Source organism: Bradyrhizobium sp. UFLA06-06, from assembly GCF_054820065.1.
On sequence record NZ_JADFUD010000024.1, the window covers coordinates 79799 to 102465 of the forward strand.

Genomic DNA, 22667 nt, shown 5'->3' on the forward strand with positions numbered 1-22667 from the left:
GCTTCGGTCGCCGGGCGCAGCCCGGCTCAATGACCAAAGAGCAGATAGCTGCGGTCGATGCCGCGGAGATCGCGCGTCTCGTCGGTCCAGCCGACCGCGCGGCGGTAACTGCCCAACGCAGCAGTCTGCCGCAGCGCGACCACATCGGTCGGGCGAGGCTCCTCCGCATAAGGCGACACGTAAAGCGCGTCCTCGGGACAATACAGTTCGCAGAGGAAACAGGTCTGGCAATCGCCCTGACGGGCGATCACCGGAATCCCCTCCGTCTTGTCGAAGACATTGGTGGGGCAGACATTCACGCAGATGTCGCAGGACGTGCAGCGCTCGGCGTCGATCACCTCGATCATTCCGCGGCCTCTGCATAGCTGGCCTCGGCATGCGGCCGCACCGTGGTCCAGACCTCGTCGAGGCCGCCGCTCGTCACGTAATGGCGTTGGCGGTCGTCCTGATCGGGATAGTCGTCGCGGCGATGCATGCCGCGGCTTTCGTTCCGCGCCAGCGCGCTGCGGTACATCCAGCGCGATGTCGCCAGCATGGCCGCGCTCTCGCGGGCGCGCAGCAGATCGTCCTTGCTCGCCGCATCGGCCGCCGAGGCGTCGGACCATTCCGCATCGAGCCGCGCCAACGCGCCTTCGAGACGCGAGGCGTGCCGGAAATAGTTCAGCTCATACGGATAGACCTCGTCCTGGACCGCCTTTGCCAGCGCGGCCGGCTCAAATGCGCGACCCGTTCTGCTTCGAAACGCAACGGTTCCGGCGGACGTCAGCCGTCGCTGACGTGCCGGGCCCAACTGCCTTGCATAGCCGGCAGCGCCCCATCCGGCCCAGGTCCCCGATGACATCGCCCAGGCGGCGTTGTGGCTGCCGCCACCGGTGAAGCCGCCGCAGATCAATTCGCGCGTCGCTGCATCACCGGCGGCGTAGAGTCCCGGCACGCTGGTGGCGCAACTGTCGTCGACAATGCGAAGGCCGCCGGTGCCGCGCACGGTGCCTTCGAGCCGCAAGGTGACGGGGAAACGCTCCCTGAAGGGATCGATGTCGGTGCGATCGAACGGCAGGAAGAAATTCGGCTGCGACGCGCGCATGTGACGCTGCACGTCGTCGTCGGCCTTGTCGAGGCGGGCATAGACCGGTCCCTGAAGCAGCGCGCGCGCAATCGCCGATCGCCCGCCCTTGGATGCCGCACCGGGAACGACGCTACCGTCCTCATAGCTGAAGGTCGCCCAGCCATAAAACAACGTCTTGGTCACGGAGCCGAACGCCGGCGAGATCGCATAAGGGTTGGAGAATTCCATGCTGCTGAACTCGGCTCCGACCTCCGCGGCCATCAGATAGCCGTCTCCGGTCAGCACATTCGATCCCAGCGTCTTGCTCAGGAACGCGCAGCCGCCGGTCGCGATGACGACAGCCTTGGCGCGCACGATCCAGCGATCGTGCTTCTGGCGGCGCACGCCGCTGGCTCCCGCAACCGAGCCGTCGTCATCCACCAGCAACTCAAGCGCCGGGCTGTGATCGAGAATGGTGACGCCGGCCTGCTTGGTGCGCTTGCGCATCAGGCGCATGTATTCCGGCCCTTGCAACGAGTTGCGCTGCGATTTGCCACTGTCGTCGACCGGGTAAGGGTAACCCCAGGCAGCCAGACGATCGCCGTCCTCGTAGGTCTGGTCGAGCACGCGCGCCATCCAGCGGCGATCCTGCAGGTGTCCGCCGATCTTTTCGCGATTGGCCATCGCGGCCTCACGCAGCGCCGGATTGGGATCGACATACCAGACGCCGGTGCCGGCAGCCGCGGTGGCACCCGACGTGCCGCAAAATCCCTTGTCGGCGAGCACGACGCGTGCGCCGCGCTCGGCGGCGCTCACCGCAGCCCACGTCCCCGCCGGCCCGCCGCCGATCACCAGCACGTCAGCGTCGAATTCGACCGAGCCGCCTGGCACAGTTCGCTGTTCGGCGCGTCGCTCGTGGACTGTCATCGCTCAATTCTCCGAGCGGCACCGATTGCTTGCAATGCGCCGCAACAGCATCGTTACGCGAGTAGGCTTCGCTGGCAATTTCAGATATTTGCACAGACTTGGACGAAGCTTCCCCTGCCGCTGCGCGCCAAAGAATATTCATGCGGCGACGGGCGGGACGTTCCGTTCATCGCAGAAGATCGACACCGGATTTGTCCGCAGATCGCGCAGCGGGGACGGATATTTCTTTTTGCATGGACACGCCGGCCGTTCGTTTTCATGCGGCCAGACAGGCGATACTTCGTGAATCGTCTCACCCCATTGCGTGGCAGCCATGTCCGATCGTCAGCTTCACCTCAATGTCAACCTGCTGCACTCCGGCGTATACGCGTCGGCGTGGCGGATGCCCGAAAGCGATCCTCGCGCCTGCTTCGACGTCGGCCATTATGTGCGCGTGGCTGAGATCGCCGAGCGCGGCAAGCTCGATGCGATCTTCCTTGCCGACACGCCGGCCATCACCGACCGCATCGACTACCGCTCCTTCATGTCGATGGAACCGACGATCGTGCTGGCGTCGGTGGCCGCGGCGACCAGCCATATCGGGCTGATCGCGACCGCCTCGACCACCTACAACGAGCCCTACAACATCGCACGCCGCTTCGCGACCCTGGACCTGGCGAGCGGCGGCCGCGCCGGCTGGAATGCGGTAACCACGGCCGACGCGTCGGCCAGCCGAAATTTCGGCCTCAGCAACGTGCTGGAGCACAAGGCCCGCTACGAGCGCGCCAAGGAGTTCGCCGAGGTCGTCCATGCACTGTGGGACAGTTGGGAGGACGACGCCTTCGTCGGCGACAAGTCCTCGGCGCGATTTGTCGATACGTCGAAGGTTCATCCGATCGCGCATCGCGGCGCCCATTACTCCGTGGCCGGTCCGCTCAACGTGCCGCGTTCGCCGCAGGGCCGCCCGGTGACCGTGCAGGCCGGCGGCTCGAGCGACGGCCGTGATCTCGCTGCCGCGCAGGCCGAAGCCGTGTTCACGCTGGCCCAGACGATCGAGGAAGGCGTCGCCTATGCGCGCGACCTGCGCGCCCGCGCCGCGGCCTACGGTCGCGCCGGTGACACCATCGTCATCCTGCCGGGCCTTGCCACCGTGATCGGCAGCACTGAAGCCGAGGCGAAACGGCGGCAGGATGAGCTGTGGGGGCTGGTTCCGATCGAGTACAGCCTCGCGCGTCTCGCCGGCACGTTGCAGGTCGATTCTGCGATCCTAGAGCTCGACAAGCCGCTACCCGATCCACTCCCACTGCCGGCCAACGCCAACCACACCATGTTCCAGGGCACGGTGAACCTTGCGCGCCGCGGCAACCTCACCGTCCGGCAATTGTTGCGGGCACTCGGCGGTGGGGTCGGACACCGGATCATCGTCGGCACGCCCGAGCAGATCGCCAACGACATCGAGGCCTGGTTCAGGGCTGGCGCGGCCGACGGATTCAATCTGATGCCCGACGTGTTGCCGACGGGGCTCGAAATCTTCGTCGACAGCGTGGTGCCGATCCTGCAGCGCCGCGGTCTGTTCCGAACCAATTACGCCGGCACCACCTTGCGTGAGCATTTTGGCTTGCCTCGGCCGATCAGCCGCTTTGCGCGTCAGACGGAAGCCGCCGCAACCGCGTGACGCAGCTACCGCGAACCCGCCAGCAGTGCTCGCGTATCATTTGCAACAGATGACGCTGCGCGGACGCGCGGGATGATCTCCTTCGCAAAGCGCTCCATCTCGGCCTCGAAAGGCTGGAACTGCAGCATGAACAACTCGATGCCCGCGGCATGGAACGCCCCGATCCGGGCGGCCACGTCATCATAGCTCCCAACCAGCCCGGCAGCGGTGCCGCCGTTGCTGCCGACCCGCTCCGACTTCTGCATGGTCTGCATCATCACGACCTTCGGATCGGTGTTCTGCCGCTGGATCGCCTTAATCGAGGCGTCCTGCCGCGACAGCTCCAGCAGCCGCTCATAGGCGGCCTGGGCCTCGGCCTGCGTCTGGCGCGCGATGACGAAGGCGGACAGCCCGAAGCGAAGCGGCGCCGAGGTCCGTGGCCGCGCCGCCACGTCGGCAATGAGGCCCGCGACATCCTCGAGCGGCTGACCGTTGATGAACCAGACGTCGCCGTGGTCGGCGACCAAAGCGCGCGCCGGCTCGGACTCGCCGCCGACATAGATCAATGGTCGCGGTCGGTAGAGGCTCGTCGGCCGCAACAGATAATCGCGGACGTCGAAATGTTCGCCCTTGTAGGTCAACCGCTCGCCCTGCATCAGGCGCGAGACGATCGTGACCCACTCGCGGCCATAGGCGTAACGGGCATCGTGCTCGGCAAAGCCGATGCCGGCCTTGTCGAGCTCGGGCCGGTTCCAGGCATTGACCAGGTTGATCGCGAAGCGTCCGCGGCTGATGTTCTCGATCCCGAGCGCAAGCTTGGCCAGAACCACCGGGTGGTAGAGATAGGGTTTGATGGCCGCGATGATCTCGATCCGGCTGGTCAATGCCGCAACGGCCGCCGCCGCGCTCCAGGCCTCGAGCTGATCGAAATCCTCCTGATGCGGATTGATGGTGTGCTGCGCGATCAGCGTGGAATCGTAGCCCAGCGCTTCGGCGGCAAGCACGAGGTCGCGATTGCGCTCCCACGATGCGTCATACGGCTCCTCCGGATCCTGATAGGCCGCGCGCGAACCATGGACCAGCGCCCAGATGCCAAAGCGAAGCGGTCGTGTCGACATTCCGTCTCTCCGATTTCCCTGACGTTGCGTCGGCGTGTTTTCAAAGAAGCACGGCGGCAGATCAAGCAGCGGCGCATCAAAAGATTATCCTTGCCGCGCGGCGCGCGCCGATGAACCAGAAAACTCCGGACGCAGCGACAATTGGAATACGGCTCTATTTCTGTTCGAGAAAATTCGTGGGACAGTTTGCGTCGCATGAGCCGCGCGCCCTTTCGAACGACGACGAACCGTCAATCGAGAGAACGGCAGACCATGCCGCGCGCGATCAATGACGTCCGCGCGCCGTGTTGGATGAGGACCGAACAGACTTGAGCAACCTCGAACAGGCTGCGCCATCAACCGCGTTTGATTCAACGCCGCGCAGCGATCAAACCGCATCGCCGTCCCGGAAGCCACGAGTAGAGATCGGCCGGCGCGGCATGCTGCTGCTGTCGTGGCTCGCCCCGGTCGTGCTTCTGATCGTCTGGGAATTGCTGGCGCAGGCCGGCTGGCTCTCGCCGCAGGTGCTGCCGGCACCGAGCAAGGTCGTCCGGACGGCATTCAAGCTGGCGACGTCCGGAAGCCTGCTGAACGATCTCGGCGTCAGCCTGCTGCGCGCAACGGCCGGTTTTGCGATCGGCGGCAGCGTCGGATTCGCGCTCGGCATCCTCGTGGGCTTCTCGCGGATCGCGGAGGCCGCGATCGACCGCAGCATCCAGATGATCCGCGCGATCCCGTTTCTCGCCGCGCTGCCGCTGGTGATCGTCTGGCTCGGCGTCGGCGAAGCCCAGAAGGTCTTCCTGGTCGCGCTCGGCGTCGCCTTCCCGATCTACATCAACACCACGCTGGGTATCCGGCAGGTCGACCCGAAGCTGCTCGAGCTCGGCCGCGTCCAGGGCCTCGGAACGCTCGAGCTGATCCGGCGCGTCATCCTGCCCGGCGCCCTGCCCTCGATCCTGACCGGTGTGCGCTATGCGCTGGCGACCGCGTGGCTGGCACTGGTGGTCGCAGAGACCATCGGCGCCCAGTCCGGCATCGGCTTTCTCGCCATGGATGCACGCGAGTTCCTGCGCACCGACGTGATCGTGCTGACGATCGTGATCTATGCGCTGATCGGTGTCGCCGCCGACGGCATCGCGCGCGCCCTGGAGCGACGGCTATTGGCCTGGCATCCGAACTATGGAGGCGCGCGATGACGCTGCACGCCGTGCCCTCACCGGCCGCGATTGCGCCGGCCGTCGTGGTGACGGGACTGCATCGCGCCTATGGCAGCCGCGTGGTGATCGAGAACCTCAACCTGCGCATCGAGCGCGGCGAGTTCGTCGTCCTGCTTGGCGAAAGCGGGTGCCGCAAGACTACGCTGCTGCGGGCGCTGGCCGGACTCGATGCGATCGACGACGGGCGCATCACGGCACCGCGGCGGCCGGCCGTCGTTTTCCAGGAGCACCGGCTGCTTCCGTGGGACAGTCTGTGGCGCAACGTCTCACTCGGCCTCAATGCGAGCGACGCCCGTCAGCGCGCCGCCACAGCGCTCACCGAGGTCGGACTCGGCGGCCGTCTCGATGACTGGCCGCGCAACCTCTCGGGCGGACAGGCGCAGCGTGTGGCGCTGGCGCGCGCGCTGGTGCAGGAGCCCGAGCTGCTCCTGCTCGATGAGCCCTTTGCCGCGCTCGACGCGCTGACCCGCATTCGCATGCACGATCTGGTGCGCGAACTGGTCGCCGTCCATCGGCCCGGCGTTCTCCTGGTCACTCACGACGTCGACGAGGCGATCGCGCTCGCCGACCGCATCCTGGTGATGCGCGAGGGCCGGATCGCGTTCGAGCATCGCATGAAACGTAACGGCGCAGCGCCGATCGCCCGCACCGAGCTGCTGGCGGAGCTCGGCGTCGGCGCCTCTCACCCCATTCCTGCCTGAGGACCACTCGATGTCTATCCTACGATTCACCAACCCCACCCGTCGCAGCTTCCTTGGCGGCGCCGCCTTCGGCGTCGGCGCGCTTGCCGGCTTTGACCTGTCCGAGCCGGCGCATGCGGCGACCGGCCGCGTCACCGACACGGTGCGTCTGACCTGGGGTTTGAGCGGCCTCAATCTGATCGCCAAGGAGCGCGGCGAGTTCGAGAAGCTGCTGGCCAGGGACGGCATCAAGGTCGAGTGGCTCGGGCCGTTCCCCAATCATGCACCGACGCTGCAGGCTGTGACCGGCGGCAGCGCCGATTTCAGCTTCGGCGGCAGCACGACGCCGGCACTCGCCGCGATCATCGCCGGCTCGCCGCTGGTGTTCACGCAATTCGTGGTCTACGAGCCGCGCACCACTGCGATCATTGCGCGGGATGACTCCGGCATAAACAAGGTCGAGGATCTCGTCGGCAAGTCGGTGGCGGTGAACCGTTCGGGTCTCGGCGAATTCCTGCTGGTTGCGGCGCTCGAGAAGCACAAGGTCGACCGCTCCAAGGTGACGTTCGTCTATCTCAACCCGCCGGACGCAGCGCCGGCGCTGGCCTCCGGGAAGGTCGACGCCTGGTCGATGTGGAGCCCGGGCGTCGATATCGCGCGGCTCGAATACAAGGCGCACGACATCTTCCTGGAAGGTCGCGATCTCGAGTTCCAGATCGACTACACGTCCTACCTGACCACCCGAAAATTCGCGACCGACAATCCTGCGCTGGTCCGGGCCGTCAACGATGCCTTCCGCGCCGAGGGCAAGTGGATCTCCGCGAACAGCAAGGATGCCGAATACATCGCGCAAAAGGCCGGCAAATACAGCGACCAGGTCCGCGACCAGTTCATCGCGCTGAACCGGCAGTATCGCTACTTCGCCGCCAACGACGAAAACTTCCTCGCCGAGCTGCAACGGGCCGCCGACTGGCTGGTCGCGCGCAAGGTGCTCCCGGAGCCGATCAAGGTCACCGACCATTTGGCCCAGGTCTGATCAACAACCGTCCGACTAATCAACGCGCTTCGAGTGACACCAATGAACAAGCCTTTATCCGCTACCTCGCTGGAGCCTTCCGACCGCCTCCGCAGCCACGCGCCCGATATCGACGCGCTGCTTGGCCGCATCGCGGAAGGCGCCGCCGACCGCGAACGCGAGCGCGTCCTGCCGTTCGCGCAAGTCGATCTCATTCGCAAGGCCCGCCTCGGCGCGTTGCGGCTTCCGACCGAATCCGGCGGCGCGGGTCTGTCGATTCGCGCATTGTTCGAGATCGTCATCGGTCTCGGCGAGGCCGACGCCAATGTCGCGCATATCCTGCGCAACCATTTCAGCGTCGTCGAACGCCTGGTGCGCCGGCCGAAGGACGATCAGCACAGGCAGTGGCAGAAGGCAGTCGCCGACGGCGCGATCATCGGGCTTGCGGCGACCGAACTCGACACGCCGAAGGTCGGCAACGTCACGCCGAACACGACACTCACTGCCGACGGCGACGACTATTTGCTCAACGGCACGAAGTACTACAGCACCGGCACGCTGTATTCGGACTACGTCCTCGTTCGCACCGCCGACGCATCCGCCACCAATGCCGCCGTGCTGATTCCGGTCAACCGCGAAGGCATTGAGCTCATCGATGACTGGGACGGCCTCGGGCAACGATTGACGGCGACCGGCACCACTCACTTCCGCAGCGTGCGCGTCAAGCGCCAGGAGGTCGTGTTCGATGCACCGGACACCGGCTATGGCATTCCCTACTCCAACACATTTGCCCAGCTCTTCCTGACCGCGATCAATGCCGGCATCGCGCGCGCCGTGCTGCGCGACGCCAGCGCCCTGGTGCGGACCCGCAAGCGAACGTTCTATTACGCGCCGAGCGAGGTTCCGGCGGACGACCCGCTGCTGCAACAGACCGTCGGCCAGATCGCCAGCGGCGCGTTCGCCGCCGAGACCGTGGTGCTTGCGGCCGCGGAGGCGCTCGATGCCGCCACCGACGCTTTCGATGCAGGCGACGAAAACGCCGTCGATGCCGCGCACAGGGCGGCGCTGCTGTCGGCCAAGGCCAAGATCGTTGCGGACGAATTCGCGATCCGGAGCGGCAGCCTGCTGTTCGACGTCGGCGGTGCATCGGCCACCAAGAAGGCGACCAATTTCGACCGCCACTGGCGCAACGCGCGCACGCTGGCGTCGCACAATCCAAACACCTTCAAGGCGCGCTCGATCGGACAATACGAGATCAGCGGCACGCCGCTACCCGCCAAGGGCTTCTTCTAGAGCCCCGCTCCGATCGAATCGGAACGGAGCTCTGGCTTGTTGTTTTGATGCGTTTTCTTCACGCGAACCGGTATCACTTCGCTCGAAAACGCTCTGGCGAGGTCCAATCCGGCGAGGCAATGCAAGGGAGAATCCCGATGAGCAGGCCGGATATTCATCTTGTCGACGCCGACCACGAGGTCGAGCGTCAATTTCGCCTTGTCATGCGCCGCCTCCCGGGCGGCGTTTGCATCATCACCGCAGGACAGGGTGAGGACATCACCGGCATGACGGTGACCTCGCTGACGTCGCTCAGCGCCAGCCCACCCCGGTTGCTGGTCAGCATCAACCGGCAGGCATCGTCCTTCGCACCGATCGCGCGCCATCGGCTGTTCGGCGTCAACATCCTCGGCTCCGACCAGCAGGCCCTGGCCGAGCGCTTCAGCAATGGCCGGCTGAAAGGCAGGGAACGCTTCGAGGGCACCGACTGGACCCATGGAGCCTCGGGCGTGCCGTTGCTGCAGCGGTCGCTTGCGATGATCGAATGCCAGGTCGAGGAGATCATCGAGCGGCATTCCCATGGCATCATCGTGGGCCGCCTCGCCAGCATGGAATTGTCGCATCGGCTGTCCGGCCTCACTTACTGGAATGGACAGTATGTCCAGATCGATCACGAAGCCGATCTCGACCTATTGGCCGAAGTCAGCATTCCTCTGGCGCATGTCCGTTAGAACAGAGAAAGGGCGCAGCATGAAACGCGAATTGCCGCCAGCATCGCCTCCGTCAACGGCCGGTGCGGTCAGCAGACCACCAGGCCGCTGGCAGCTCGACCGGATCGTGGCCGAGTTGCGCACGTCGCGGGAGGAGACCCACAGCATCCGGCAAGACGGCGAGGCCCGCCGTGCGCCCTCGCGCGACGTGCTGGAGGCGATCCTGGATGGCCTCACCGAGGCGCTGTTTCCGCGCCACTACGGCCAATCGGACCTCGACGGCGAGAACATCGACTATTTCGTCGGCAATACGCTGAGCATAGCATTGGATTCGCTCAGCGCGCAGATCCATCGCGGCGCGCTGTTCGTTGGCGACGAGCTGGAGCCGGGCTTTGCGCACGAAGAGGCGATCGAGCTGACACGCGCATTCGCCACCCAACTGCCGTCGGTCCGCGGACTTCTGATCAACGATCTGCGGGCGGCATTCGTTGGAGACCCGGCGGCGCGGAATTTTCCCGAGATCCTGATCGGCTATCCCGGGATGACCGCCATCATCCACCATCGCCTTGCGCATCTGCTCTACCAGACCGGCGCGCGGCTGGTGGCGCGCCTGATGTCAGAGATCGCCCACACAAGGACCGGCATCGATATCCATCCGGGCGCTCGGATCGGTTCCGGATTCTTCATCGATCACGGAACCGGCGTCGTGATCGGCGAAACCGCCATCATCGGCAACAATGTCCGGGTCTATCAGGCCGTCACGCTCGGCGCGCGGCATTTCCCGACCGACGACGAGGGCCATGTGATCAAGGGCGACGCCCGCCATCCGATCGTCGAGGATGACGTCGTGATCTACGCCGGCGCAACCATACTCGGCCGGATCACGATCGGCCGCGGGTCGACCATCGGCGGCAACGTCTGGCTGACCAAGGACGTGCCGCCGAACAGCATTGTGGCGCAGGCCACCGCACGAAACAGTCCGAGCGGCGCCTGAACCACGGCCTCACGCCGCGACCTGTGCCTTCCATCGCATCAAGCGCCGTTCCAACGCCTCCAGGACGGCATTGAATGCCAGCCCGATCACGGTGATCCCGGTTATGCCGAAATACATCTGCGGGATCAGGAAGCTGTACTGGCTGTTGATGATGAGATAGCCGAGACCGGCCTTGGCGCCGACCATCTCGGATGCGACCAGCACCAGCATGGCTGACGCACTGGCGAGGCGAATGCCGACAAAGATCGTCGGCAGCGCCGCCGGCAGGATCACCTTGCGGAACAGCTGCTGCGGGGTCGCGCCCATGGTCCGCGCCGACTTGATCAAGAGCGGATCGACCTGCTTCACCGCGGCGATGGTGTTGAGCAGGAGCGGCCAGGCGCAGCTATAGACCACCATCGTGACCTTCGAGAGCTCACCGATGCCGAGCAGCAGGATGAACACCGGCAACAGCGCGAGCGGCGCGGTATTGCGGCAAATCTCGATGAACTGGTTCAGCAGATCGCCGAGCCTAGTGTACCAGCCGACGGCCAGCCCGAGCGGGACGAACAGTACGACTGACACCAGAAACCCGCTCAGGGCGCGGAGCAGGCTCGCGGAGGCGTCGTCATAGAGCTCGCCGGTTTGCGCGAGCTGCCAGCCTGCGGCGATGACGTCAGAGAAGGGCGGCAGGAACACCGCGTCGATCAAGCCGAGCCTGGGCGTGGCCTCCCAGATCGCCAGAAGGGCGATCAGCAGCAGGGAACGGCGCCCGAAAGCTGCCAGACCGCGGGTCGCGGCGCGGACCGCGCTCACCAGCGGTGACCGCACCGCCGGCGTATGCTCGTCTCGCCGCCCATGCGCGAGCTCCAGCAATGTCAGCATCTCCAGGCTAGACATGAGCGACTTCCTTTACTTCACGGTCGGCACGGCCTGCGCTGACCCTGCCCGCCGATTGCCCCTGCTGCGCCTTCTGCACTTCCTCGCGGAGCAGGCTCCAGATCTCATGGCGCACGCGACCGAATTCCGACAACGAGCGCACATCCTCGGCTTCGCTGCGCAAGGCCGCGGGGATGTCGACAATCTGTTTGATCCGGCCCGGACGCGACGTCATGACCGCCACGCGCTGACCGAGCACAACGGCCTCGTCGATGCCATGAGTGATGAAGATGATGGTCTTGCCGGTGGCACGCCAGATCCGCAGCAACTCGCCTTGCAGCGTTTCGCGCGTCTGGGCATCGAGCGCGGCGAACGGCTCGTCCATCAGCAGCACCTCCGGATCATAGGCAAGGCTGCGCGCGATCGCGACGCGCTGCTTCATGCCGCCGGAGAGCTCATGCGGATAACGGTCAGCAAAACCGGACAGCCCGACCAGGTCGAGAAAGTGCCGCGCAATCTCTCCGCGCTGCTTCGGCTTGAGGCCGGCAATGTCGAGCCCGAACTCGACATTCTGCGCGGCGGTGCGCCATGGAAACAGCGCATACTGCTGGAAGACGACGCCGCGGTCGCGTCCGGGCCCGACGATCGGCCGGCCGTCGAGCAGGATGCGGCCGCTGGTCGGCCTCGCAAGCCCGCCGAGCAGATCGAGCAATGTCGACTTGCCGCAACCGCTTGGACCGACCAGGGCCAGGAATTCGCCGGCGCGGACGTCGAACGTGATGTCCTCGAGCGCGGTGAAGCGGCCCGCCGGCCGGCCTCCCTCGCCTCGGGTGACGAACTCCTTGCGGACCTTGTCAAAGCTGATCTTGACCGACGTCATCGCGCCTCCGCCGTCCTTCCGGGACGGAAATAGTTGAACTCGTTGGTGTAGGTGTCCGAAGCCTTGATCTGGCCCGGCTTGAGCAGGCCGTCCTTGACCAGCCAGTCGATCCAGACCTGCAGCTCGGCATCCGAGATCACGCCGCCCTTGGACGCGACGCCGGTGCTCTTCCAGTACTTGATTGAGGAGGCATCCTCGTTGCGCTTGCGCTCCGTGATGATCCGGTCGAAGCGGGCCCGCACTTCATCGGGCGGCGTCGTCTGCGCCCACTGAATGGCTCGCGAGATACCCTCAACCAGCTTGCGGGCGGTGTTCGGATTGTCCTTGATGAACTTCTCCCGCAGCACATAGGCACCGCCGGTGAATTGTCCGAACAGATCGGTATCGTTGAAGAGCGAACGGATTCCGCCACGCTCCAGCGCCTTGTCGCGCAACACGCCGCTGAGCGCGCTCACCTCGACCTGCCCTTGCCGCAGCGCCTGCTCGCCGGTGACGGGTGGGACCGCCACCAATGTCACCTGCTTGGCCTCGCCGGCGCCAAGGCCGTTCCGCGCCAGATACTCACGCAGCACGAACTCCAGATGGGCGCCAAGCGTATTGACCGCGACCTTCTTGCCGATCAGGTCGCGGGCCGTCTTGATCGGACTGTCGTCCTTCACATAGTAGCCGTAATAGGTGTTTGCGTCGGAACCGTAGTAGCCGACCACCGCCTTTATCGGCGCCTTGGCCGCGATCAGCTTGATAATCGCGCCATAGAAAGCGCCGCCGACGTCGATGTCGCCGGTGACGACGGTCTGGATGTCCTGCGGTCCGCTGATGGTGTTGCCGACCCATTTGAGCTTGAGGGGCGCGAGGTAGCCGAGGTCCTCGGCGAGCTCGGTGAACGTCACCTGCCCGGCCCAGCCCTGATAGCGGATCTCGGTCTTCTCGAGCGGTGGCTCGGCGAAGGCCGGAGCGATCAGGCCCGCCGCAAAGGCGCCGGCCAGCAGCAATCGCGCCGCCCGGCGCGCGGCGGCTCGCCGCGCGCGCAGAATTCGAATGATGGCATTCATCGTGTTGCTCCAATAGGCGACATGCTCAGGCGGCCTTCGCCGCCTGCGGCTTCGGCGATTTGATCCGCGTCACGCTGTGGCGGCCGTCGACGCTGACCGGCACCTCGCCATCGATGGTGGCGCGGCGCACCACGCGATGCTGTTCGCCGTAGTCATTGACTGCGTAATGCTGGGTCGCGCGATTGTCCCAGATCGCGACGTCTCCGGCCCGCCAGCTCCAGCGCACGGTGTTCTCGGGAGCCGTGATGTGAGACTGGAACAGATCGAACAGCTTCTGGCCGTCATATTTCGGCAGGCCGACAAAGCGCTGGACGAAATTGCCGAGCACCAGCGTGTGCTCGCCCGTTTCGGGATGGACGCGCACGACCGGATGCTCGGTCTCATAGATCGTCCCGGTGAATACCTCGTCGAAATGCTTTCTGTCGGCGTCGGTGGCGCGAGACTTCACCGCGTAATCATAGGCATTGCTGTGAACCGCCCAGAGCTCGTCGGCGAGCTTGCGCAGTGGTTCCGGCAGGTCGAGATAGGCCGCCGCCGTGTTCGACCAGACGGTGTCACCGCCATAGGGCGGGATTACCACGCCGCGCAGCACCGAGATCTTCGGATAGGCATCGACGAACGTGACGTCGGTGTGCCATTGGTCCGCGCGGCCGCCACCACGCCCCGAATCCAGCTCGAGGATCGACGACGTGCCCTTGCTCGGGCCGATGGTCGGATGCGGCACCAGTTTGCCGAGCCTGACCGCGAAGCGCTCCTGCTCGCCGTCGTCGAGGTGCCCCTGGTCGCGAAAGAAGATCACCTTGTGCTCGAGCAGCACCTGGTTGATGGCACGGATGACCGCGTCGGGAAGGTCACCCGACAGCTTCACATTCTTGATCTCGGCACCAAGCCGGGCAGCACGCTTGACGATGTCGGCGCGCGGAATGACGTTGTCGATGCTGGTCGTGTTGCTCATGATGTTGGTCTCGTCGCCGCGATCCCCTGGACAAGGCTCCGCCATGCGCCGGTCGCGGAAACGACGGCGGAGATGAATGATGTGGTCGTGATCCTCGCTATTCCGCCGCGACGGGCTGCGGTGGCCGCCAGACAGCCGGCGCATAGAGATCGGCGGTGAAATCCCCTGCGATCTCTCCGTTGATGCGCGCCTCGTGAGATGCGAGGTCGGCCAGGAACAGATCGCGGCTGATCCTGGCCGTGATCCCCGGAATGTCGCGCTTGAAGCTTGGAACGTCGCCGATCGGCAGGCCGAAGCTGACAAATGCCGCCGGGTTGAAGACGTGAATGTCCTTCAGATACGGCGCGCGGCCCGGAACTTTCTCCAGATACTCGTGCCCGGACCCGAGATAAGGATAGGCTGCCAAGCCATCGTCCTTTTCGCCGTCAGGCGGCACGAAGCGATCTCGCCACAGCAGGATTTCGTCGACGAAGTCGCCGAGCTCTGACTGCGCGCCAAGATCGACGGAATAGCCGGTCCCCGCAATCGCGAAATCGAACGCGAACTCACCCTGCGGAGTGATGGCGACCGGCCGTGCCCCCTTCAATTGCGCCGAGGTCCATGGCGCGCCCAGATGCAGATGAAAATTGGGAAAGGCGACCGCGCGCGAGATCGCATCCGGCGGCGGGGTCGACCCAGCCTGCCTGAACCGAATCGCCTGATGCCAGCGCACCGCATCAGGCAAGCTGCCATAATTGTCATAGGCTCCCGGGTAGCCGCGGATCCGAATGACCGGCAACGCGGCCAAGGTCTCCCGGCGCGCAAACAGATGAACGTCACGCGCTCCGGCCTCAAGGGCCGCGGCCGCCGCATCGAAGGCCGACGCAGCACTCCCGACCACCGCAACGGAGAGACCACGCAGCGGCCTGAAATCGATCTTCTCCGAAGTATGCGCGTGGAATCGCTTCGGTAGGGCCCGCAGCGCGTCAGGGACATAAGCGCCCCCGCTACCCGCAAAACCGGTTGCGAGCACCAGCTTGCGCGTGGTCTCGATGGACGTGACCCCGCTCCGCTCCAGATGTAACCGCAGATGATCGGCTGCGGGCTCGATGCGGAGCAGCCGCGTACCGTAACGAATGCCGGCGCCGGTCACGCGGCGATACCAGTCGAGATAGGCCGCCCAATCGAGCCGCGGAATCCGATCGAGCGCGTCGAAGGCCGCCGCGCCATGGCGTGCTTCATACCATGCCTGGAAACCAAGACCGGGCAGACCGTGCTCCGGACCTGGAAGCGTCTTCGGGGTACGGAGCTTGTGCATTCGCGCGCTCGTCAACCACACGCCGGCCTTGCTGGCGTCGGCGGCGGCATCGATCACCGAAACCCTGCCGATCCCGGCGCGCCGAAACGCAAACGCGAAGGCCGCACCGGACTGGCCACCGCCAACCACGACGACGTTGTGATCGATCCCGTCGCGATCAGGCACCCAGTTCTGCGGGTCGGCCCCGATCAGCCGGAGGGCCTCGCGGGCGACGCTGTCAGGATCGGATTGCGGCATGAATGACCACCTCGCTTTGACGTTGCAAATCGTAAAAGCGATCGACATTCAGTCAATGAAACGAAACCAGCTTTGTTTTCGATAGCAGGCAATGTTCGCGTCGTGGACAACGCGGGCATTGAAATATTTGCGACGATCGCCGCCTGACCGATCGTCTCATGTGCATTGCGACGTGCGGGATCGGCGCGATCGATCGGGAAAACCTCCCAAATCATGCACCGCCCGGATCGGCGCGATCGCACTCATCTCCGGTGAACGACGAACTCGTCACGTTCATGCTCGCTTGCCGCGCAACAATGCAAATTCATTTCATCACCGTCGACATAGAGTCTGCCGCAACGCACGCGCCTGACGTCGACGCGCGGCGAGCAACGATGGGTCTCGAAATGCCGCAAACTGTTGGCGACATCAGCCTTGAACACGATACTCCGGAGCTCGCCCGCGCCTATGATGAAGCGGGACTCGTTCAATTTCGCCACGGCAAGTTCCTGATCGGGCCGCTCGCCATCAAGTCCGGCGAGCACGTGCTCGACATCGGGACGGGAACCGGCCGGCTTGCAGAATTCGTGGCCGGACTGGTCGGCCCGGACGGCCACGTGATCGGTATCGACCCACTTGCCGGCCGCATCGAAATTGCGCGCCTTCGGCAGGGGGATAACCTCCAGTTCGCCACCGGGCGCGCCGAAGATCTGTCGGGCTTCGACGACGCGCAGTTCGACGCAGTCTATCTCAACAGCGTCTTCCATTGGATCTCCGACAAGGATCGCGCGCTGCGGGAGATCCGGCGCGTGCTCAAGCCCAGCGGCCGCCTCGGATTGAATGTGCAGGATCCGTCCAGGCCGCACCAGTCGCGCCTTCTGCTTCGTCGCGCCATCGTCGAGGCGGGTCTTGCCGGCGATCGCCAGGACTCCAACCCGGTGCTCGGATCGACCGACGAGGAGCTCAAATCGCTGTTCGCGGCACACGGCTTCGCCGGCTACCGTAGCGAATTGCGCGCGCTGATCGATATCCACGACGATGCCGCATCGCTGCTGCAGTGGTCGGAAGCGAGCGCATTCGGCAATTTCCTCGAAGCGTTCACCCCTCACGAGCGCGACCTGGTGCGACGCACCTTCGCGCGCCTTGTCGAAGAAAAACGCACGCCCGAAGGTTTGAAGCTGGAGCGCTACCTGCGCTTCGCGTTTGCGCACAAGGCGCCGTCCCACCAATAACGATCGGCAGAACTTACGAGATCCGAGATGAGCAAACGACAGCTTTCCCTCAACCTCTTTATCTATCCCGGCGGCCATCACGAGGCGGCATGGCGCTACAAGGGCTCTGCGGCGGATCGCATCCTTGACGTTACCTACTATCAGGAGCTGGCGCAGCGCGCCGAGGCCCAGAAATTCGACGCGATCTTCTTCGCCGACGGCCCCGCGCTGGCCGACAATGTTCGCTACGCACAACGATTCCGGTTCGAGCCGATCACCTGGCTGGCCGCAATCGCCGTCGCCACGAAACGGATCGGCCTGATCGCGACCGCGTCAACGACCTACACCGAGCCTTACAACCTGGCCCGCCTGTTCGCGTCGCTCGATCACCTCAGCGGCGGCCGGGCCGGTTGGAACATCGTCACGACCAGCACGGCGCAGGCGGCGCAGAACTTTGGCTTGCCCGAGCATCCGCCGCACCACGAACGCTACGAGCGGGCGCGGGAATATCTCGATGTCATCACGCGGCTGTGGGACAGCTGGGAAGACGACGCGGTGGTGAACGATCCCGCATCCGGCATTTTCGCCGATACGGGAAAGATCCATCCGGTCGATCACGTCGGAAAGCATTTCCGAGTGCGCGGTCCGCTCAACATCTCGCGGACGCCGCAGGGACGGCCGGTCTATGTCCAGGCGGGCTCGTCCGATGACGGACGCGCCTTTGCCGCGCGCTTTGCCGAAGCGATCTTCACCGCGCATCAGACGCTGGCGAGCGCCCAGGAGTTTTATGCGGGCATCAAGCGGCAGGCACGCGCCTTCGATCGCAGCCCCGATCAGGTCAAGATCCTGCCGGGCATCAGCCCGTTCATCGCCAGCACACAGGCCGAAGCCGACCGGTTGCAGGACGAGTTCAACGAGTTGATCCAGCCGGAATACTCCTTGACCCAGCTTCGCCAGATGATCGGGCTCGACCTCTCCGGCTTCGACCTCGACGGTCCCTTCCCGCGCCACCTGATCGACACCGGTAGCGCCCGCGGGGTCGCCAGCCGTTTCAAGCTCGTGGTCGACATCGTCGATCGCGAGCAGCCGACCATCCGCCAGCTCGTGCAGCGTCTCGCCGGGGCGCGCGGCCACTGGGTGATCGCGGGCCCGCCGGAAAAAATCGCCGACAGCATCCAGACCTGGTTCGAGAACGGCGCGGCCGACGGCTTCAACGTGATGCCGCCCTGGTTACCCGGCGGGTTCGATATCTTCGCCGAGCAGGTCGTGCCGATCCTACGCAAGCGCGGCCTGTTCCGCGATGAGTACGGCGGCACGACGCTGCGCGACCATTACGGACTGAGCCGGCCGCAAAGCCTGTTTTCCGGATCGATCAAGGCGATCGCCTGATCGCCTGACGTGCTCGAAATCGCCGACCTCGCGTCGGCCGAATCGCTGTTTGCCCACAGCCCAAGGATTTGAGAATTCAATGACCACTGCGCGCGTCCTGCTCGTTTCGACCCTGCTCGTTCTCGGTGCTCTTACCGGCGCCGCCCTGCACGCGGAGACATCAGCCAAATCCGATCTGAAAGTCGGCTTCGTGCCGGGCCCCTATATCGACGAATTCAAGGTTGGCGTCGCGCCGGAACTCGAGAAGAAGGGCTACCGTATCCGCTATGTCGAGTTCTCGACCGGGCTGGAAGCCAACAACGCGGTGTTCAAGGGCGAGATCGACGCTAATGTCATGCAGCACACGATCTTCCTGAACTCGTACAACGAGCGGCAGCAGACCGACCTCGTCGGCATCGTCCACGTCCCGACGCCCCCGATGGGGCTTTACTCGAAGAAGCACCCGGTCGGCTCCCCGATCAAGCCCGGCTCGACCGTGGCCGTGCCCAACGATCCCGTCAATCTGCAGCGCGCGCTCTGGATCCTGCGCGATCTTGGCCTTGTCGAGATTCGCGCCTCCAAGCCGGTGGATGTCAGCGAACTCGACGTGATCAAGAACCCCGGCGGCATCAAGATCGTGCCGCTGGAAGCGGCACAGGCGCCGCGCGCGCTCGACGACGTTGATTTCGCCGCCATCCAGGGCAACTTCGCAATCTACAGCGGCTTGAAGCTGACCAATGCATTCGCTCTGGAGAAGATGACGACGCCTTATATCAATGTGGTCGCGGTGAAGCAGGCCAATGCAGGCTCACCGTGGGCGCAGGACATCGTCGCCGGCTACAAATCACAGACGTTCAAGACCGCGATCCTGTCGGACCGGTTCTATGACGGGTTTACCCTGCCGGATTACCTAAAGCGCTAGACCCAGCCACCATCGACGATATGGCTCTGGTTGGTGCAGGCGCCGCTGTCATCGGCGGCGAAGAACAGCACGACGCGGGCGATGTCATCAGGCACGAGTTTGCGCTTGAGGCATTGGCGCTGCATCAACTCGGCGACGCCTTCAGGCGTCAACCACAGATCCTGCTGCCGCTGGGTCATGATCCATCCGGGCAGGATGGAATTGACCCGTATGTTGTGCAGCCCGAGATCGCGGGCCAGCGCCCGGGTGAGGCCCTGAACGGCTGATTTGGCCGTTGTGTAGCAGGGCATGTTGCCCTGGCCGATCACCCAGCTCACCGAGCCGATGTTGACGATCGAACCGCCCCCTGCCTGCTTCATGTCCGGCGCGACCGCCTGGGCGCTGAAGAACTGGTGCTTCAGATTGACGGCGATCCGCTCGTCCCAGAATTCCGGTGTGACGTCCTCGATCGCGTGACGGTCGTCGCGGGCCGCATTGTTGACCAGGATGGTGACCGGCCCGAGCGCCTCGCGGATGCCGGCGACTGCGCGCCGCAGCGCGCCGATGTCGCGCAGATCGGCATGTTCGAAGTGCACGCGGGCTTGCGCCCCGAGATCGGACAGCAGCTGCTCCGAGGCCGTCAGGTTGATGTCGATGAATCCGACCCGCGCGCCCTGGCCGATGAACTGGCGGACGATCGCCTCGCCGATGCCGGAACCACCGCCGGTCACCAGCACGGTCCGGTCCTTGAGACTTGGATAGATGGCGCCCTGCATTGGCATCCTCTCGATTTTGGCGCCTGAAGGGCGTCGGTTGCGTTGCTGCGGCTCAAGCAAAAGGGCCACGAATCCCGAGGTTCACTCTGCTGTCTCCATGAGGCTGCGGTCCACGACCCGCAGCGTCCGCCGCACCATGCCGTCGACAATGGTCGCCGACTCGCTTGGACGCACATATATCGCCGTGGACTTGAGCAGCCACGGCAGCACCGCCTGGTCGAGCCGACCTTCATAAGCACTGCGCATCATGTCAAATGCCTGCAGGCCGGGACCTGCGAGGATGACATGATGCGGGCGCAGCACCGATATCGTCGTGGCGACCGCCTCGGCAAGCGCGTGGCCCGCCTGCTGGAACAAGTGCTCGAGGCGGGAATCCCCGCTCCGTGCCCGATCGTGCAGCAGAGCCATCTGCGCCTCGGACGGTTGCTGCGACGCCGCCGGCGGCAGGTCGAGAAAGGTGCGGGCATCGCGGTAAAGCGCGTAGTCGGCAAGATGGGCCTCGATGCAGCCGCGCTGACCGCAGCGGCATTGCGGGCCGTTCAGCGCCAACTTGACATGACCGATCTCACTGCCCGCGCCGGCACCCCAGCGCGCTTCACCGTCGACAATGATGCCCATGCCGACGCCGTGGCCGACCATGATCGTGGCCGTGAGGCCCTGCGCCAGTGCCGGTTCGGCGGCTGCGAGGGACAGCGCGACCGCGACCGCGTCGTTCGCCATCACGACCTCGACACCGAACGCCTGGCGAATCGGCTTGGCAAGATCGACGTCGGTGATCGACAGCGCCGGGCTCCACAGATGCCGGCCGGTGTCGCCGTCGACGATGCCCTGCAGCGCTATCCCGATTCCGAGCAACCGATGTCGTGGCGTGGCGGTCGCCTCAAGCATGGCGTCGATCTGTGCGATCACGAGCTCGCACAATGCGCCTGCATCGAGCGCGCGCGTCGCGAGTTCAAGTCGCGATTGCGCCAGGGCGGAGCCGCTGAAATCGGCGATCAGTGTCTCGACCAGATTCATGCGCAGCGAGACGGCGATGATGCGGCCAAACTCGGGATTCAGGGTCAGCAGGACTGCCGGCCGGCCGCGGCGACGGCCGCCATCCGCATCCTCTTCGTCGGCATCGTCGGGCCACAGCGTCGCCGCATCTGTCTCGGCTTCGCACAGCAGGTCTTCCGCCATCAGCTTCGACGTGATCGCCGAAATGGCCGGGAAGCTCAGGCCCGTGCTGCGTGCGAGCTCGACCCGCGGCAACGGCCCTTGGCGTCGCAAGACCTCGACGAGACGGCCGGGGTTCGATCCGCGGGCCAGGCTCGAAGCACGTCTCAACGGCTCGGACTGCTCGTTCATATTGGCTTTTTTAATTCTCTTGATGAAATTATTCAACGCGGGCTACTCAGATATGGGCCGAAAAGCGCGGATAGAGGCTGAAATGCATCATCATCATACTATTAATGCTTGAAGACGCCGGCATGAACATCCTTGACTGGACATTTTGTCGCGCTAATTTATTAGTTACGTGAATAAAATAAGGCGTGAAAAGCGCCGGGCGTGAAATCCCCTCACCGGGGGTGTCGACAGGGAGGTGCATATGAAGGTCTCAACGAGAGAATTGATCGTGCCGCTCTTGGCGGGCGCTGCCGCGCTCGCGATGGCGACGGGGGTAGCACAGGCACAGCAGAAAAAGACCATCGCGCTGGTGACTAATGTCGCGGCCGACTTCTGGACCATCGCGGGCCGTGGGCTTGAGAAGGCGCAGAAGGAGCACCCGGACTACAATATCGAATTGATCGTCACCAATGAAGGGACGGCGGCCGGCCAGCGGCGCGAACTGGACGATCTGCTGGTGCGCGGCGTCGCTGGCATCTCGATCTCGGTCGACGATGCACCGCATGCAACCGAAGAGCTCAACAAGGTTGCGGCCAAGACCGTGCTGATCACCACGGACAGCGACGCGCCGCAGAGCAATCGCCTCGCCTATATCGGCACCGACAACGTCGCGGCAGGGCGGCAGGCCGGCGAGGAGATCAAGAAGGCGCTGCCGAACGGCGGCAAGATCGCGCTGTTCGTCGGAACGATGGACGCCGACAACGCCCGCGAGCGGGTGCAGGGCATCAAGGAAGCGATCGCCGGCACCAAGGTCGACCTGGTCGACGTGTTCACCGACCAGGTGGACTTCGCCAAGGCCAAGGCGAACATGGAGAACGTGCTCGTCAAATATCCCGACATCGCGCTGCTGTCCGGCCTGTGGAGCTACGAGACGCCGCTGATCTATGACGCGGTGAAGGCCGCAGGCAAGGCCGGCAAGGTGAAGATCGTCGGCTTCGACGAGGATCAGCGGACGCTGCGCGGGATTTCCGACGGCACGATCGAATCCACGGTCGTGCAGCAGCCCTACGAGTTCGGCTATCTCTCCGCCACCAACATCATCAAGACGCTGAACGGCGACAAGTCCTGGATTCCGAAGGACAGCAAGCTGATCGTGCCGACCAAGGTGATCAGCAAAACCAACGTCGCGGAGTTCGCCGCACATCTGAAGGAACTGCTCAAGAAGTAACTTCAGTCG

22 protein-coding genes are annotated in these 22667 nt (G+C 64.7%); 12 read left to right on the plus strand and 10 right to left on the minus strand.

Going from position 1 to position 22667, the window contains the following annotated elements:
* Window positions 1-26: 26 nt before the first annotated feature.
* On the minus strand, window positions 27-347 hold the full coding sequence (locus IF803_RS21445) for a 4Fe-4S dicluster domain-containing protein (protein WP_016840109.1): 321 nt from the start codon (window positions 345-347) through the stop codon (window positions 27-29).
* Entirely contained in the window at window positions 344-1972 is a 1629-nt protein-coding gene (locus tag IF803_RS21450; RefSeq protein ID WP_461193379.1) for an FAD-dependent oxidoreductase, read from the minus strand. The genes IF803_RS21445 and IF803_RS21450 overlap by 4 nt, the downstream gene beginning before the upstream one ends.
* A 313-nt stretch (window positions 1973-2285) precedes the next feature.
* Between IF803_RS21450 and IF803_RS21455 the strand changes: the two genes are divergently transcribed.
* Window positions 2286-3626 carry an LLM class flavin-dependent oxidoreductase gene (locus tag IF803_RS21455; RefSeq protein ID WP_461193380.1) on the plus strand — a complete coding sequence of 447 codons (1341 nt, stop codon included), beginning with the start codon at window positions 2286-2288 and terminating at the stop codon, window positions 3624-3626.
* Window positions 3627-3631: 5 nt separating this feature from the next.
* Here IF803_RS21455 and IF803_RS21460 read toward each other — a convergent pair whose 3' ends face one another.
* Complete coding sequence (locus IF803_RS21460; RefSeq protein ID WP_411781486.1) at window positions 3632-4723, minus strand: LLM class flavin-dependent oxidoreductase; 1092 nt, start codon at window positions 4721-4723, stop codon at window positions 3632-3634.
* On the opposite strand from IF803_RS21460, the gene IF803_RS21465 reads away from it, so the two are divergent.
* The 7 genes from IF803_RS21465 (at window position 4714) to epsC (ending at window position 10590) form a co-directional block, all read left to right on the plus strand.
* On the plus strand, window positions 4714-4995 hold the full coding sequence (locus IF803_RS21465) for a hypothetical protein (RefSeq protein ID WP_155258325.1): 282 nt from the start codon (window positions 4714-4716) through the stop codon (window positions 4993-4995). The genes IF803_RS21460 and IF803_RS21465 overlap by 10 nt on opposite strands.
* A gap of 147 nt (window positions 4996-5142) precedes the next feature.
* On the plus strand, window positions 5143-5898 hold the full coding sequence (locus IF803_RS21470) for an ABC transporter permease subunit (protein ID WP_085970476.1): 756 nt from the start codon (window positions 5143-5145) through the stop codon (window positions 5896-5898).
* A complete protein-coding gene (locus IF803_RS21475) occupies window positions 5895-6620 on the plus strand; it encodes an ABC transporter ATP-binding protein (RefSeq protein ID WP_461193381.1) in 726 nt (241 codons plus the stop codon). Before IF803_RS21470 ends, IF803_RS21475 begins: the two co-directional genes overlap by 4 nt.
* A gap of 10 nt (window positions 6621-6630) precedes the next feature.
* Window positions 6631-7635: an NrtA/SsuA/CpmA family ABC transporter substrate-binding protein gene (locus tag IF803_RS21480; RefSeq protein WP_028338449.1), complete on the plus strand. Its 1005-nt coding sequence runs from the start codon at window positions 6631-6633 to the stop codon at window positions 7633-7635.
* A gap of 42 nt (window positions 7636-7677) precedes the next feature.
* A complete protein-coding gene (locus IF803_RS21485) occupies window positions 7678-8907 on the plus strand; it encodes an acyl-CoA dehydrogenase family protein (RefSeq protein WP_028338448.1) in 1230 nt (409 codons plus the stop codon).
* A 137-nt stretch (window positions 8908-9044) separates the two neighbouring features.
* Window positions 9045-9617, plus strand: coding sequence for a flavin reductase family protein (locus IF803_RS21490; protein ID WP_028338447.1), 573 nt, complete (start codon window positions 9045-9047; stop codon window positions 9615-9617).
* A gap of 19 nt (window positions 9618-9636) precedes the next feature.
* Window positions 9637-10590 (plus strand): serine O-acetyltransferase EpsC, encoded by a 954-nt coding sequence (gene epsC / locus IF803_RS21495; RefSeq protein WP_461193382.1) that lies wholly within the window; start codon window positions 9637-9639, stop codon window positions 10588-10590.
* Between the two features lie 9 nt (window positions 10591-10599).
* On the opposite strand, the gene IF803_RS21500 is transcribed toward epsC, so the two are convergent.
* The 5 genes from IF803_RS21500 to IF803_RS21520 all read right to left on the minus strand — a co-directional run bounded on the left by IF803_RS21500 (window position 10600) and on the right by IF803_RS21520 (window position 15869).
* Window positions 10600-11469, minus strand: a complete 870-nt coding sequence (locus IF803_RS21500; RefSeq protein WP_028338445.1) for an ABC transporter permease — start codon at window positions 11467-11469, stop codon at window positions 10600-10602.
* Window positions 11462-12328 carry an ABC transporter ATP-binding protein gene (locus IF803_RS21505; protein ID WP_028338444.1) on the minus strand — a complete coding sequence of 289 codons (867 nt, stop codon included), beginning with the start codon at window positions 12326-12328 and terminating at the stop codon, window positions 11462-11464. The genes IF803_RS21500 and IF803_RS21505 overlap by 8 nt, the downstream gene beginning before the upstream one ends.
* Window positions 12325-13380: an ABC transporter substrate-binding protein gene (locus IF803_RS21510; RefSeq protein ID WP_461193383.1), complete on the minus strand. Its 1056-nt coding sequence runs from the start codon at window positions 13378-13380 to the stop codon at window positions 12325-12327. The genes IF803_RS21505 and IF803_RS21510 overlap by 4 nt, the downstream gene beginning before the upstream one ends.
* A gap of 25 nt (window positions 13381-13405) precedes the next feature.
* Complete coding sequence (locus IF803_RS21515; RefSeq protein WP_461193384.1) at window positions 13406-14335, minus strand: TauD/TfdA dioxygenase family protein; 930 nt, start codon at window positions 14333-14335, stop codon at window positions 13406-13408.
* 97 nt (window positions 14336-14432) lie between these two features.
* The gene (locus IF803_RS21520; RefSeq protein ID WP_461193385.1) at window positions 14433-15869 is read right to left on the minus strand and encodes an FAD-dependent oxidoreductase; all 1437 of its coding nucleotides are present in this window, start codon (window positions 15867-15869) and stop codon (window positions 14433-14435) included.
* 251 nt (window positions 15870-16120) lie between these two features.
* Here IF803_RS21520 and IF803_RS21525 point away from each other — a divergent pair, with 251 nt between their 5' ends.
* The 3 genes from IF803_RS21525 to IF803_RS21535 all read left to right on the plus strand — a co-directional run bounded on the left by IF803_RS21525 (window position 16121) and on the right by IF803_RS21535 (window position 19349).
* Complete coding sequence (locus IF803_RS21525; RefSeq protein ID WP_461193386.1) at window positions 16121-17080, plus strand: class I SAM-dependent methyltransferase; 960 nt, start codon at window positions 16121-16123, stop codon at window positions 17078-17080.
* Window positions 17081-17107: 27 nt separating this feature from the next.
* Complete coding sequence (locus IF803_RS21530; RefSeq protein ID WP_304497049.1) at window positions 17108-18448, plus strand: LLM class flavin-dependent oxidoreductase; 1341 nt, start codon at window positions 17108-17110, stop codon at window positions 18446-18448.
* A gap of 79 nt (window positions 18449-18527) precedes the next feature.
* Window positions 18528-19349, plus strand: a complete 822-nt coding sequence (locus tag IF803_RS21535) for a MetQ/NlpA family ABC transporter substrate-binding protein (RefSeq protein ID WP_461193387.1) — start codon at window positions 18528-18530, stop codon at window positions 19347-19349.
* Here the strand turns inward: IF803_RS21535 and IF803_RS21540 are convergent.
* Window positions 19346-20104 (minus strand): SDR family NAD(P)-dependent oxidoreductase, encoded by a 759-nt coding sequence (locus IF803_RS21540; RefSeq protein ID WP_461193388.1) that lies wholly within the window; start codon window positions 20102-20104, stop codon window positions 19346-19348. The genes IF803_RS21535 and IF803_RS21540 overlap by 4 nt on opposite strands.
* An 81-nt stretch (window positions 20105-20185) precedes the next feature.
* Window positions 20186-21451 (minus strand): ROK family protein, encoded by a 1266-nt coding sequence (locus tag IF803_RS21545; protein WP_461193402.1) that lies wholly within the window; start codon window positions 21449-21451, stop codon window positions 20186-20188.
* A 241-nt stretch (window positions 21452-21692) separates the two neighbouring features.
* Here IF803_RS21545 and IF803_RS21550 point away from each other — a divergent pair, with 241 nt between their 5' ends.
* On the plus strand, window positions 21693-22658 hold the full coding sequence (locus tag IF803_RS21550; protein WP_461193389.1) for a sugar-binding protein: 966 nt from the start codon (window positions 21693-21695) through the stop codon (window positions 22656-22658).
* The last annotated feature ends 9 nt before the right edge of the window (window positions 22659-22667 follow it).

What these genes read in the sequence shown, in the direction of transcription:
- IF803_RS21540 (WP_461193388.1), bottom strand. Translation starts at nt 20,104, where the DNA reads ATGCAGGGCGCCATCTATCCAAGTCTCAAGGACCGGACCGTGCTGGTG.
- IF803_RS21535 (WP_461193387.1), top strand. Translation starts at nt 18,528, where the DNA reads ATGACCACTGCGCGCGTCCTGCTCGTTTCGACCCTGCTCGTTCTCGGT.
- IF803_RS21545 (WP_461193402.1), bottom strand. Translation starts at nt 21,451, where the DNA reads ATGAACGAGCAGTCCGAGCCGTTGAGACGTGCTTCGAGCCTGGCCCGC.
- IF803_RS21550 (WP_461193389.1), top strand. Translation starts at nt 21,693, where the DNA reads ATGAAGGTCTCAACGAGAGAATTGATCGTGCCGCTCTTGGCGGGCGCT.
- IF803_RS21500 (WP_028338445.1), bottom strand. Translation starts at nt 11,469, where the DNA reads ATGTCTAGCCTGGAGATGCTGACATTGCTGGAGCTCGCGCATGGGCGG.
- IF803_RS21505 (WP_028338444.1), bottom strand. Translation starts at nt 12,328, where the DNA reads ATGACGTCGGTCAAGATCAGCTTTGACAAGGTCCGCAAGGAGTTCGTC.
- IF803_RS21445 (WP_016840109.1), bottom strand. Translation starts at nt 347, where the DNA reads ATGATCGAGGTGATCGACGCCGAGCGCTGCACGTCCTGCGACATCTGC.
- IF803_RS21485 (WP_028338448.1), top strand. Translation starts at nt 7,678, where the DNA reads ATGAACAAGCCTTTATCCGCTACCTCGCTGGAGCCTTCCGACCGCCTC.
- IF803_RS21455 (WP_461193380.1), top strand. Translation starts at nt 2,286, where the DNA reads ATGTCCGATCGTCAGCTTCACCTCAATGTCAACCTGCTGCACTCCGGC.
- IF803_RS21480 (WP_028338449.1), top strand. Translation starts at nt 6,631, where the DNA reads ATGTCTATCCTACGATTCACCAACCCCACCCGTCGCAGCTTCCTTGGC.
- IF803_RS21460 (WP_411781486.1), bottom strand. Translation starts at nt 4,723, where the DNA reads ATGTCGACACGACCGCTTCGCTTTGGCATCTGGGCGCTGGTCCATGGT.
- IF803_RS21530 (WP_304497049.1), top strand. Translation starts at nt 17,108, where the DNA reads ATGAGCAAACGACAGCTTTCCCTCAACCTCTTTATCTATCCCGGCGGC.
- IF803_RS21470 (WP_085970476.1), top strand. Translation starts at nt 5,143, where the DNA reads ATGCTGCTGCTGTCGTGGCTCGCCCCGGTCGTGCTTCTGATCGTCTGG.
- IF803_RS21510 (WP_461193383.1), bottom strand. Translation starts at nt 13,380, where the DNA reads ATGAATGCCATCATTCGAATTCTGCGCGCGCGGCGAGCCGCCGCGCGC.
- epsC (WP_461193382.1), top strand. Translation starts at nt 9,637, where the DNA reads ATGAAACGCGAATTGCCGCCAGCATCGCCTCCGTCAACGGCCGGTGCG.
- IF803_RS21450 (WP_461193379.1), bottom strand. Translation starts at nt 1,972, where the DNA reads ATGACAGTCCACGAGCGACGCGCCGAACAGCGAACTGTGCCAGGCGGC.
- IF803_RS21515 (WP_461193384.1), bottom strand. Translation starts at nt 14,335, where the DNA reads ATGAGCAACACGACCAGCATCGACAACGTCATTCCGCGCGCCGACATC.
- IF803_RS21490 (WP_028338447.1), top strand. Translation starts at nt 9,045, where the DNA reads ATGAGCAGGCCGGATATTCATCTTGTCGACGCCGACCACGAGGTCGAG.
- IF803_RS21475 (WP_461193381.1), top strand. Translation starts at nt 5,895, where the DNA reads ATGACGCTGCACGCCGTGCCCTCACCGGCCGCGATTGCGCCGGCCGTC.
- IF803_RS21520 (WP_461193385.1), bottom strand. Translation starts at nt 15,869, where the DNA reads ATGCCGCAATCCGATCCTGACAGCGTCGCCCGCGAGGCCCTCCGGCTG.